We start from the raw sequence: 11,867 nt of genomic DNA, 5'->3' as shown, positions 1-11,867 counted from the left end.
GCTGCGGCCTGCCTTCTGGCCTGCAACCCCACAGCGGCGCTCCGCTACGCCAACCCGATCAGGATTCCGTGTCACGCATGTCGTTCTCTTCGCGCTGCTTGCTCATCCTCGCTCTCTGCCTGCTGACATCGCTGGCGCAGGCCCAGAGCTCGTTCTCCGTCTCCCGTGACACGTCACCCTTCGCCAGCGCCGAACCGGCCGAGTTCCTGCCGGTGACCGAGGCTTTCCACGCCTACGCCTGGCATGACGCCGAGCGCGTCTACGTCGGCCTGCGCGCCCGCCCCGGACACTATCTCTATCGCCAGCGCTTCGCCCTGGCCGATGCCAACGGCGAGGCGCTGACGCCGCTGACGATACCGCCGGGAACCTTCAAGCAGGACCCCTATCTGGGTCCGGTGCACATCTTTCGCGACAGCGTGGTGCTGAGCGCGCCCTTGCCCGAGACCAGCGCCCGGGCGAGCGGCACGCCCCTGGCACTGACACTGAGTTTCCAGGGCTGCGCCGATGCCGGCCTCTGCTATCCGCCGGAGCACTGGCGCCTCGCAGCCCGCGCCGGGGGCGCCCCGGCGGCGTTCACCGATGCCAGCGACGACGCCCAGGCGTCACCGCTGGCCGCCAGCGACGCTCGCGCTGGCGATCCGCGCGCGCTATTCGCCGCGCCATCTCAGCCCGATTCGCTATCTCGAACCGATCAACGGCCCCAGGCCGATCCGCTACCTCAGGCCAATTCAGGGCCCCAGGCCGATCCGTTCCCCGATCAGACACCCGGCAGCGATATCGCGCCGTCCGGCCAGCCTGCCAATGACACCGCCTCCAACCCGCCCACCGCCGAGCCGGGCGGCTCAGCCAAAGACATCGGCGACGGCGCGCTGCCACTCAGCGCCGACGCCCGTTTCCAGACGCTGCTCGGTCAGGGGCTGGGGCTGGGCACCCTGGCGCTGTTCTTTCTAGCCGGGGTGGGCCTGACCTTCACCCCCTGCGTGCTGCCGATGCTGCCCATCCTGACCGCTATCATCGTCGGCCAGAACGCCTCGCGACGGCGCGCCCTGGGGCTCTCGCTCAGCTATGTCGCGGGCATGGCCGCCACCTTCACCCTGCTCGGTACCCTGATGGGGCTGTTCGGCGCCTCGCTCAACCTGCAGGCGCGGCTGCAGTCGGCCTGGGTGCTGGTCCCGCTGGCACTGCTCTTCGCGGCCTTTGCCGCCGCGCTGTTCGGCGCCTTCGAGCTGCGTCTGCCGAACCGCCTGCGTCAGCGTGCGGATACCTGGCAGCAGCGCCTGCAGCGCAGCGGCCCGCTGGGCCTGGCCGCCGCCGGTGCGCTGTCGGTGCTGGTGGTCTCACCCTGCGTCTCGGCGCCCCTGGCCGGCGCCCTGGTGTTCATCTCAACCACCGGCGACGTCCTTGGCGGCGCCCTCGCCCTGCTCGCCCTGGGGCTGGGCATGGGTCTGCCGCTGGTCGTGGCCGGCACCTTCGGCGCCCGGCTGCTGCCGCAGGCCGGTGCCTGGATGAACGGGGTCAAGGCGCTGTTCGGCGTGCTGCTGCTGGGCCTGGCCATCTGGCTGCTGGCGCGGCTGCTGCCCGGGTCGCTGACGCTGCTGCTGTGGGCGCTGCTGGCGCTCGCCTGCGCGCTGGCGCTGGGCGCGCTCGATCTGCGCACGCCGCCCGGCTGGCCGCGGCTGCGTCAAGCGTTGGGCTGGCTGCTGCTGGTGTGGGGCGTAGCGCTGGCGTGGGGCGCGGCCCAGGGCGGCGGTGACCCGCTGCGCCCGCTCGCGCCCGGCGTCGGAAGCCCCACCCAGAGCAGCCCTACGGCGCCACAGTTCGCCACCGTCACCAGCAACGCTCAGTTGCAGGCGGCGCTGGACGAGGCCAGGCGCGCCGACCGTCCGGTGATGATCGATGTCAGCGCCGACTGGTGTATCGCCTGTCAGGTGATGGAGCACCAGGTATTCCCCGCCCCCGCGGTGGCCGAGCGCCTGGCCGGGTTCACGCTGATTCGGGCCGATGTCAGCGCCGATAGCCCGGCAAGCCGCGCCCTGCTCTCGCGCTACGGGCTCTTCGGCCCGCCGGCACTGCTGTTTTTCGATGGCGATGGCGAAAGACGCGCCGCGCGTATCCAGGGCGAGATCGGCGCTGCGGCACTGGCCACTCACCTCGACGCGCTCATGTCCTCGCGCTCGCGGGGGTGACCCGCATTGCCGGCTCGGGCCAATCACACCCCGCCGAGGTGAGCCTAGCGCGCCCGGGCCAGAGCGGGCGGTTAGCGAACATCGTTCGCGTCCCAGGCTAGACACTCTGGGCTTTTTTCGGCAAACTCCTGCAGCAGCGCAAATGAGTCGCCCGTGCTGCCATCTTGCATGAAAGTGACGTCATCTCAGCGAAGTACGACAGGGTTAACAGCGCAAGGACAGGCATGGCTAGACTACTGGTTCTCAACGGCCCCAATCTCAACCTGCTGGGTACCCGCGAGCCCGAGGTCTACGGGACCACGACCCTCGACGATATCCGCGTGACGCTGACCCAGCGCGCGCTGTCCGCCGGACACCAGCTCGAGTGGCTGCAATCCAACGCCGAGCACGAGCTGGTCGAGCGCGTTCATCGTGCCCGCGAGGAGCGGATCGATTTCATCCTGCTCAATCCGGCCGCCTTCACGCATACCAGCGTGGCGCTGCGCGATGCCCTCACCGGTGTCGCCATTCCGTTCATCGAGCTGCACCTGTCGAACGTGCACGCGCGCGAGCCGTTCCGCGCTCACTCCTACTTCACCGACGTCGCGCGCGGCGTCATCGCCGGTTTCGGTGCCGACAGCTACAGTCTGGCGCTGGACGCGGCCCTGGCCCAGCTGGCGCGCGACTGAACACCCCGTCGGCGCGGAAACAGCCTTTCCACGGTGGCCTCGTGCTGGCCACCACAGACATTCATCAAGACTTCTTCCACCCTCACGGAGCCGAGACATCACCATGGATATCCGCAAAGTCAAGAAACTCATCGAACTGCTCGAAGAGTCCAACATCAGCGAAATCGAGATCCAGGAAGGCGAAGAGTCGGTGCGCATCAGCCGTCATCCCCACGGTTTCGGCGCTGCCCAGCAGCCGATGATGATGCCCCAGTCGATGCACTACGCACCGCAGCACACCGCCGAGCCGAGCGCACCCGCCGCCGATCCGGCCGAGCCGGCGCCGGTCCAGCCGCTGGGCCACGCGGTCACCTCGCCGATGGTCGGCACCTTCTACCGCTCGCCGGCGCCGGGTGCCAAGGCGTTCGTCGAAGTCGGTCAGAGCATCAAGAAAGGCGATACCGTGTGCATCGTCGAAGCGATGAAAATGATGAACCAGATCGAAGCCGACAAAGACGGCGTGGTCGAGGCAATCCTGGTCGAGGATGGCGAGCCGGTCGAGTTCGACCAGCCGATGATCATCATCAACTAAGGCGACACGGGCGAAACCATCATGTTGGACAAGGTACTCATCGCCAACCGAGGCGAGATTGCACTGCGCGTCCTGCGCGCGTGCAAGGAGCTGGGGATCAAGACCGTGGCGGTCCACTCCAAGGCCGACCGCGACCTGATGCACGTGCGACTGGCGGACGAAGCGGTCTGTATCGGCCCGGCGTCATCCGCGCAGTCCTATCTCAATATCCCGGCACTGATCAGCGCCGCCGAAGTCACCGACTCGACCGCGATCCACCCCGGCTACGGCTTTCTCTCGGAGAACGCCAATTTTGCCGAACAGGTCGAGCGCTCGGGCTTCGTGTTCGTCGGCCCGCGCGCCGAGACCATCCGCCTGATGGGCGACAAGGTCAGCGCGATCAACGCCATGAAGGAAGCCGGCGTCCCCACGGTGCCGGGCTCCGATGGCCCGCTGCCGGAAGATGGCGAAGAGATTCGCCGGATCGCCGCGCGTATCGGCTATCCGGTGATCATCAAGGCCGCGGCCGGCGGCGGTGGCCGCGGCATGCGCGTGGTACGCAACGACGACGAAGTGGCCAAGGCGGTCAGCGTGACCCGTGCCGAGGCGGCTGCGGCGTTCGGCGACGGCACCGTCTACATGGAGAAGTTCCTGGAGAACCCGCGCCACGTGGAAGTCCAGGTGATCGCCGACGGTCAGGGCAACGCCATCCACCTCTATGACCGCGACTGCTCGCTGCAGCGGCGCCACCAGAAGGTGCTGGAGGAGGCCCCCGCGCCGCACCTCGATCCCGAAGCGCGCGCCCAGGTGCTCAAGGCGTGTACCGACGCCTGTATCGAGATCAACTACCGCGGCGCCGGCACCTTCGAGTTCCTCTACGAGAACGGCCAGTTCTTCTTCATCGAGATGAACACGCGCGTCCAGGTCGAGCATCCGGTCACCGAGATGGTCACCGGGGTGGATATCGTGAAGGAGCAGCTGCGCATCGCCAGCGGTCTGCCGCTGTCGATCCGCCAGGAGGAGGTCCAGCTCAACGGCCACGCCTTCGAGTGCCGCATCAACGCCGAGGACTCGCGCACCTTCATGCCCTCGCCCGGCAAGATCGACCTCTACCACCCGCCGGGTGGCCTGGGCGTACGCATGGATTCGCACATCTATACCGGCTACACCGTACCGCCCCACTACGACTCGCTGATCGGCAAGCTGATCACCTGGGGCGCGGATCGCGAGATCGCCCTGGTGCGCATGCGCAACGCCCTCGACGAGCTGCTGGTGGAAGGCATCAAGACCAATACCGACCTGCAGAAGGATCTGGTGCGTGACAGCGCCTTCCAGAAAGGTGGGGTCAACATCCACTACCTCGAGAAGAAGCTCGGCCTGAGCTGATTCGCGGCGCGTCACGACGGGGCGGTCATGCTCTGGGGATCTGTCTCAAGCCCCTCGGGATGACCGCCCCGTCTGCGTTCGCCCCCACCGACGAGATCAAGGAGAGCCGCCATGGCGTGGCTACAACTCAAGGCGCATATCGCCCCCGAACAGGCCGAGTGGCTCGAGGAGCTGCTGCTGGCCGAGGGCGCCAGCGCGATCACCCTGCAGGATGCCCACGACGACCCGGTCTTCGAGCCCGACCGCGGCACCACGCCGCTGTGGCAGGAGACGGTCCTGACCGGCCTCTACGACGATCTCGAGGGGGTCGAGGCGATGATCGAGCGGGTCCAGCGCGCCTGGGCCGAACAGGCGCCGGAAGACCCCGCGCCGCAGATCGAGTATGAACTCCTCGCCGACCGTGACTGGGAGCGCGAGTGGATGGACGGCTTCGAGCCGCTGCGCATGGGCGAGCGGCTGTGGATCGTGCCCAGCTGGCACGCCGCCCCCGATCCTCAGGCGGTCAATCTGCTGCTCGATCCGGGCCTTGCCTTCGGCACCGGCACCCACCCCACCACCGCGCTGTGTCTCGGCTGGCTCGACGCCCAGCCGCTAGACGCCGTGCAGGTGCTCGACTACGGCTGCGGCTCGGGCATTCTCGCCATCGCTGCTCTCAAGCTGGGGGCGGATACCGCGGTCGGCGTGGATATCGACCCCCAGGCGCTGCAGGCCAGCCGCGACAACGCCGAGCGTAACCAGCTCGATGACAGCCGTCTGCTGCTGGAGTACCCGGAGCGCCTCGGCCAGGGCCGCTTCGAAGTGGTCGTGGCCAATATCCTCGCCGGCCCGCTGATCGAGCTCGCCGCCGAGATCGCCGGCCGCGTCGCGCCCGGTGGGCGCCTGGCGCTCTCCGGCATTCTCGCCGCCCAGGCCGAGAGCGTGCTCGACGCCTATCGCGACCAGGGCCTGCGCATGGCTCCGCCACAGGAGAAAGAGGGCTGGGTGCTGCTGAGCGGCGAGCGCCCCGCCGCCTGAGCCCCACCGTCTGAGCAACGGCGGCGAGGCCCGGGCCCCGCCGCCGACGCCCTTCTGCCGCGTTTGTGCGACCAAACAGCGCTTCAACAAAGCCGGAGCGCCCGGTATCATAGCTTCCCGTTTTCCCCGAGCCTCTGTAACCATGCGTGAAGCCGTGTCCGCGCAGCCCGAGCGTGCGTTGCCCCGCATCGGCTGCCACACACTGCCCAACCGGGTCATTCTGGCGCCCATGGCCGGCGTGACCGATCGCCCCTTCCGCCAGCTCTGTCGCGAGCTCGGCGCAGGTCTGGTGGTGTCGGAAATGGTGACCTCGGACAGCCGGCTCTGGCACACCCGCAAGTCGCGTCAGCGCCTGATCCACCGTGGCGAGCCCGGCCCGCGTTCGGTCCAGATCGCCGGCGGCGATCCGCAGATGCTAGCCGAGGCCGCGCGCATGAACGCCGAGGCCGGGGCCGAGATCATCGATATCAACATGGGCTGCCCGGCGAAGAAGGTGTGCAACAAGGCGGCCGGCTCGGCCCTGCTGCGCGACGAGCGCCTGGTCGGCGAGATTCTCGCTGCGGTGGTCGCCGCGGTGGAGATTCCGGTGACGCTCAAGATCCGCACCGGCTGGTGTGAGCAGAGCCGCAATGCGCTGCATGTCGCGCGCCTGGCCGAGAACGCCGGCATCGCCGCCCTGGCAGTCCACGGGCGGACCCGCGAGCAGCGCTACAGCGGCAGTGCCGAGTACGACACCATCGCCGCGATCAAGCAGCAGGTATCGATCCCGGTGTTCGCCAACGGCGATATTACCACGCCGCAGCGCGCCGCCGAGGTGCTCGCCTATACCGGCGCCGACGCGGTGATGATCGGCCGCGGCGCCCAGGGCAACCCGTGGCTGTTTCGCGAGATCGAGCACTACCTGCGCACCGGTCGCGAGCATGCGCCACCCAGCCTCGCGGAAGTCGAGAGCACCATGCGCCGGCATCTGACCGCGCTGCACGCCCACTACGGCGACTATCTCGGGGTCCGCGTGGCGCGCAAGCATATCGGCTGGTACCTCGCCGCCCGCGATCCGCGGCGCGAGCATCGCGCGCGATTCAACCGGCTCGAGCAGAGCGCGGAGCAGTTCGCTTTTCTTCATGAACTCTTTCGTGGCGACACCGCGATCGACAACGGAATTCACGCAGCATGAACAGTCGGCAGCCTCTGGACCTCGACGGCAATGCGCCGCTGGAGGTCGAATCCCTTCACATGGCCGAGCAGAGCTCCCAAGTCACGCTGCGCGAGTGCGTCGAGCAAGTGATGGAGCGCTACTTCACCCACCTCGAGGGTGAATCGGTGTCGCATCTCTACACCATGGTACTGGCCGAGGTAGAGGCGCCGCTGCTCGACGTCGTGATGCGCCATGTCGAAGGTAACCAGACCCGCGCCGCCGAGCTGCTGGGCCTCAACCGAGGCACCCTGCGCAAGAAGCTCAAGCAGTACGATCTGATCTGATTCTCCCCCTCGCCTCGCCCATGCGGGGCACCACCGAACGCCCGCCGCTCGGACTCTCAAGCCCTCCAGCGCGCGTTCGATCGACCGACAAGAGTGGATTGGCATGTCTCAAAACTCCGCATCCTCCTCCCGCCCCGTCAGCCGCGCCCTGCTCAGCGTGTCCGACAAGACCGGTATCGTCGACTTCGCCCGCGAGCTCGTCGGCCGCGGCGTCGAGCTGCTCTCCACCGGCGGCACCTACCGTCTGCTGCAGGAGAACGCCATCGCGGTGACCGAAGTCTCCGCGCATACCGGTTTCCCCGAGATCATGGATGGCCGCGTCAAGACGCTGCATCCCAAGATCCACGGCGGCATCCTCGGCCGCCGCGGCGAGGACGATGCGGTGATGGCCGAGCACGACATCGCGCCGATCGACCTGGTGGTGGTCAATCTCTATCCGTTCGAGCGCACCGTCGCCAACCCCGACTGCAGCCTCGCCGACGCGGTCGAGAACATCGACATCGGCGGCCCGACCATGGTCCGCGCCTGCGCCAAGAACCATGCCCATACCACCATCGTGGTGGATGCCGACGACTACTCCCGCGTGCTCAAGGACATGGCCAGCCATGACGGCGCCGTGAGTCAGGCGACCCGCTTCGACCTGGCGATCAAGGCGTTCGAGCACACCGCCGCTTACGACGCTGCGATCGCCAACTACTTCGGCCAGCGGGTGGGCAGCGGCGAGCCCGACTTCCCGCGCACGCTGTCGCTGCAGTTCACCAAGAAGCAGGGCATGCGCTACGGCGAGAACCCGCACCAGAAAGCGGCCTTCTATGTCGAGCGTAACGCGGTCGAGACGGGCACTCGCGAAGCCAGCATCGCCACCGCCAACCAGCTCCAGGGCAAGGCGCTGTCGTTCAACAACGTCGCCGACACCGACGCCGCGCTGGAGTGCGTCAAGTCATTCACCAAGCCCGCCTGCGTAATCGTCAAGCATGCCAATCCGTGCGGCGTGGCGGTGGTGCCAGAGGATGAGGGCGGCATCCGCAAGGCCTACGAACTGGCCTTCGCCACCGACAGCGAATCGGCCTTCGGCGGCATCATCGCCTTCAACCGCGAGCTGGATGGCGAGACCGCTGCGGCGATCGTCGCACGCCAGTTCGTCGAGGTGATCATCGCCCCGGCGATCTCCGCCGCAGCGCGTGACGCGGTCGCCAGCAAGGCCAACGTGCGCCTGCTCGAGTGCGGCGAGCTGCCGCCACGCAGCGGCGATGGCTGGGATTACAAGCGCGTCAACGGCGGCCTGCTGGTGCAGAGCCGGGATACCGGCATGATCACCGCCGACGAGCTCAAGGTGGTGACCCGCCGCGCCCCCAGCGAACGCGAGCTGCATGACCTGGTGTTCGCCTGGAAGGTGGCCAAGTTCGTCAAGTCCAACGCCATCGTCTATGCCCGCGACCGCCAGACCGTGGGTGTCGGCGCCGGCCAGATGAGCCGCGTCAACTCCGCGCGCATCGCCGGTATCAAGGCCGAGCACGCCGGTCTCCAGGTGGCCGGCTCGGTGATGGCCTCCGACGCCTTCTTCCCCTTCCGTGACGGCCTCGACAACGCCGCCGCCGCTGGTATCACCGCGGTCATCCAGCCCGGCGGCTCGATGCGTGACGACGAAGTGATCGCCGCCGCCAACGAAGCCGACATCGCCATGGTGTTCACCGGGATGCGCCACTTCCGCCACTGAATACGGCTCCCCCGGCCACGCAAAAAAAGCCCACGACAGCGTCTGTCGTGGGCTTTTTCGATGCCGGGCGGCGGTGGAACTCAGCTGCCCGGGTGAATCATGCCTGCGCCTGACCCAGGTCGATGCACAGATACTTGACCTCGAGATACTCGTCGAGACCGTACTTGGAGCCTTCACGCCCCAGCCCGGACGCCTTGACGCCGCCGAAGGGCGCACTGGCATTGGAGATCAGCCCGGTGTTGATGCCGACCATGCCGTACTCGAGCGCTTCCGCCACCCGCCAGACACGCCCCAGATCCCGCGAGTAGAAGTACGAGGCCAGCCCGAACTGGGTGTCATTGGCCAGGCGCACCGCTTCCTCTTCGGTCTCGAACGGGAACACCGCCGCCAGCGGACCGAAGGTTTCCTCGCTCGCCACCTTCATCTCCGGCGTCGCATGGCTGATCAGCGTCGGCGAGAAGAAGCGCCCGCCCAGGGAGTGCTCGTGACCGCCGAGCAGCAGCTGGGCCCCCTTGTCGGTGGCGTCCTTGACGTGCTCGCTCACCTTGGCCACCGCATCCTCATCGATCAGCGGCCCGATATTGACGCCGTCCTGGAAGCCGTCGCCGACCTTCAGCTCGCTGTTCATCGCCGCCGCGAGCTTCTCGCTGAAGGCGTTGATCACGCTCGACTGGACCAGAAAACGGTTGGTGCAGACACAGGTCTGGCCGGCATTGCGGAACTTGGAAGCGATGGCACCCTCGACCGCGGCGTCCAGGTCGGCGTCCTCGAACACCAGGAAGGGCGCGTTGCCGCCGAGCTCCAGCGAAATCTTCTGAATGTGCTGGGCGGCGCCGGCCATCAGCGAACTACCGACTTCGGTGGACCCGGTGAAGGTGACCTTGCGCACTACCGGCGATTCGGTCATCGCCTTGGCGATCTCGCTGGCCTTGCCCGGCACCACGTTGAACACGCCACGCGGCACCCCGGCCTGCTCGGCCAGCGCCGCCAGTGCAGTGGCCGAGAACGGTGTCTGGCTGGCCGGCTTGATCACGATGGTGCAGCCGGCGGCGAGCGCCGCCGCGGCCTTGCGCGTGATCATCGAGGAGGGGAAGTTCCATGGCGTGATCGCCCCGACCACGCCCACCGGCTGCTTGGTCACCACGATACGCTGCTGACTGCTGGCCGCCGGGATGGTATCACCGTAGATACGCCGCGCTTCCTCGGCGAACCAGCGCATGAAGCTCGCGGCGTAGACGATCTCCCCCGCTGCTTCCTTGACCGGCTTGCCCTGCTCGGCGGTCATGATCGCGGCCAGCTCATCCTTGTGCTCGAGCATCAGCTCGTACCACTTCATCAGTATGTCGGCACGTTCCAGCGCGGTATGGTTGCGCCAGCCCGGCAGTGCCGCCTCGGCGGCCTCGATCGCGCGCTCGGTCTCGGCGCGACCGAGGCGCGGCATGCGCCCCAGGATCTCGCCGCTGGCGGGGTTGTCGACGTCGATCTGTTCACCGCTGTCGGCGGCCACCCAGTTGCCATCGATATAGGCATAGGGCCTGAACAGCGCGCTCTCTTTGACGGATTGCATGAGTCACTCCTTCCTTGATGTGCCTGCCGTCGACCGCGCCGAAACCGCGCGGCCGACGGTGATTGCCGGCGCGCCGCCAGGACTCGGGCGACGCGTCTGAAACGGGCAAGGTGTCGGAAGAAAGGATGGCGCTTTCGATGCGTTGGCGCCAGTGACAATCGGTATGACAGCAGCCGGGGCGCCAAACCGCCGCAGCCGGTTACACCACGCCCTGGGACCAGAGCGTCACGCCGACCGCGATCACCAGAGCCAGTGCCGCCACCACCTGGCCGTTGAAGCGCTGCGGCGCGCGATGCACATGGCGCAGGCCCAGCCAGGCGAGCACCAGCGCGACCACCTCGACCACCGGTGCATAGCGCCCGGCGCCGACACCGGCACAGGCCACCACGAAGGCCGCCAGCGCCCAGTGCGACAGCTGCTTGCGCTGCACCTTGCCACTGGCATCGCGGGTGCTGCGCGCGGGCTTTTGCGCCTCGGGACGATTGAACACGCGCACCGCGCGCCCCTCGACCACGTCGAAGCGCACCGCCTGGCCCGCCGCCGGCAGACCGCGCCCGCGCCACTGACCGAATTCGAAGGCGTAGCGCTGGCCATCCTGTCCCACGATCTCGCCGCGCTGGGTGTCGTCATCGAAGCTGTCGAGTCGGCCATCCATGTATCGCGCTCCTGCCTCAGCGGCCGTTGACCAGCATCAGGAACTCCTGCCGCGTGGTCTGGTTCTTGCGGAAGCTGCCGAGCATCACCGACGTCTTCATGCACGAGTTCTGCTTCTCGACCCCGCGCATCATCATGCACATGTGCTGGGCCTCGACCACCACACCGACGCCGCGGGCGCCGGTCACTTGCATTACCGCTTCGGCGATCTCCCGGGTGAGGTTCTCCTGAATCTGCAGCCGCCGGGCGTACATGTCGACGATGCGGGCGAACTTGGACAGTCCCAGCACCCGGCCCTGGGGCAGGTAGGCGATATGGCACTTGCCGATGAACGGCAGCACATGGTGCTCGCACATCGAGTACATCTCGATGTCCTTGACCAGCACCATTTCGTCGGTGTCGGAGGCGAACACGGCGCCGTTGACCAGTTCTTCCAGAGACTGATGGTAACCCTGGGTCAGAAACTGCATCGCTTTGGCGGCCCGCTGCGGCGTATTGCGCAGCCCCTCGCGCTGGGGGTCCTCTCCCAGGTGTTCGAGAATGCCGCGAAAATGGCCTGCCAATTGCTCTGTCATGATGCTGCCTTGATCCTGTCGCTTGCGGGCGCTGACGCCGAATACCGGTCACCGGCACCGCGCTGATGGGA

The 11,867-nt window shown here is 67.5% G+C and carries 11 protein-coding genes; 8 read left to right on the top strand and 3 right to left on the bottom strand.

Translation table 11 applies throughout. From position 1 onward, the window contains the following. Positions 1–77: 77 nt before the first annotated feature. The 8 genes from dsbD (at position 78) to purH (ending at position 9,000) form a co-directional block, all read left to right on the top strand. Positions 78–2,186 carry a protein-disulfide reductase DsbD gene (gene dsbD, locus ABV408_RS07125; RefSeq protein ID WP_353981755.1) on the top strand — a complete coding sequence of 703 codons (2,109 nt, stop codon included), beginning with the start codon at positions 78–80 and terminating at the stop codon, positions 2,184–2,186. 224 nt (positions 2,187–2,410) lie between these two features. Then, a complete protein-coding gene (aroQ, locus tag ABV408_RS07120) occupies positions 2,411–2,854 on the top strand; it encodes a type II 3-dehydroquinate dehydratase (protein ID WP_207034758.1) in 444 nt (147 codons plus the stop codon). Between the two features lie 103 nt (positions 2,855–2,957). Beyond that, positions 2,958–3,425: an acetyl-CoA carboxylase biotin carboxyl carrier protein gene (gene accB / locus ABV408_RS07115; protein ID WP_035469406.1), complete on the top strand. Its 468-nt coding sequence runs from the start codon at positions 2,958–2,960 to the stop codon at positions 3,423–3,425. Positions 3,426–3,446: 21 nt separating this feature from the next. Further along, positions 3,447–4,790, top strand: coding sequence for an acetyl-CoA carboxylase biotin carboxylase subunit (gene accC / locus ABV408_RS07110; protein WP_207034760.1), 1,344 nt, complete (start codon positions 3,447–3,449; stop codon positions 4,788–4,790). A 111-nt stretch (positions 4,791–4,901) separates the two neighbouring features. Continuing rightward, complete coding sequence (prmA, locus tag ABV408_RS07105) at positions 4,902–5,804, top strand: 50S ribosomal protein L11 methyltransferase (RefSeq protein WP_285952150.1); 903 nt, start codon at positions 4,902–4,904, stop codon at positions 5,802–5,804. Between the two features lie 142 nt (positions 5,805–5,946). Then, complete coding sequence (gene dusB / locus ABV408_RS07100) at positions 5,947–6,978, top strand: tRNA dihydrouridine synthase DusB (protein WP_353981754.1); 1,032 nt, start codon at positions 5,947–5,949, stop codon at positions 6,976–6,978. A gap of 59 nt (positions 6,979–7,037) precedes the next feature. Then, complete coding sequence (fis, locus tag ABV408_RS07095; RefSeq protein WP_232825216.1) at positions 7,038–7,283, top strand: DNA-binding transcriptional regulator Fis; 246 nt, start codon at positions 7,038–7,040, stop codon at positions 7,281–7,283. A gap of 103 nt (positions 7,284–7,386) precedes the next feature. Next, the gene (gene purH / locus ABV408_RS07090) at positions 7,387–9,000 is read left to right on the top strand and encodes a bifunctional phosphoribosylaminoimidazolecarboxamide formyltransferase/IMP cyclohydrolase (protein WP_353981753.1); all 1,614 of its coding nucleotides are present in this window, start codon (positions 7,387–7,389) and stop codon (positions 8,998–9,000) included. Positions 9,001–9,097: 97 nt separating this feature from the next. Here the strand turns inward: purH and ABV408_RS07085 are convergent, their stop codons facing one another. From ABV408_RS07085 to folE, 3 genes are all read right to left on the bottom strand, one after another. Further along, positions 9,098–10,567: an NAD-dependent succinate-semialdehyde dehydrogenase gene (locus ABV408_RS07085; RefSeq protein ID WP_207034767.1), complete on the bottom strand. Its 1,470-nt coding sequence runs from the start codon at positions 10,565–10,567 to the stop codon at positions 9,098–9,100. A 199-nt stretch (positions 10,568–10,766) separates the two neighbouring features. Beyond that, positions 10,767–11,222: a hypothetical protein gene (locus ABV408_RS07080; protein ID WP_353981752.1), complete on the bottom strand. Its 456-nt coding sequence runs from the start codon at positions 11,220–11,222 to the stop codon at positions 10,767–10,769. A gap of 16 nt (positions 11,223–11,238) precedes the next feature. After that, entirely contained in the window at positions 11,239–11,796 is a 558-nt protein-coding gene (gene folE, locus ABV408_RS07075; RefSeq protein WP_106418160.1) for a GTP cyclohydrolase I FolE, read from the bottom strand. Between the last annotated feature and the right edge of the window lie 71 nt (positions 11,797–11,867).

Origin of the sequence: Salinicola endophyticus (assembly GCF_040536835.1) — a bacterium.
Classification (GTDB): domain Bacteria; phylum Pseudomonadota; class Gammaproteobacteria; order Pseudomonadales; family Halomonadaceae; genus Salinicola; species Salinicola endophyticus_A.
This window is presented reverse-complemented; position numbering and strand designations above follow the sequence as displayed.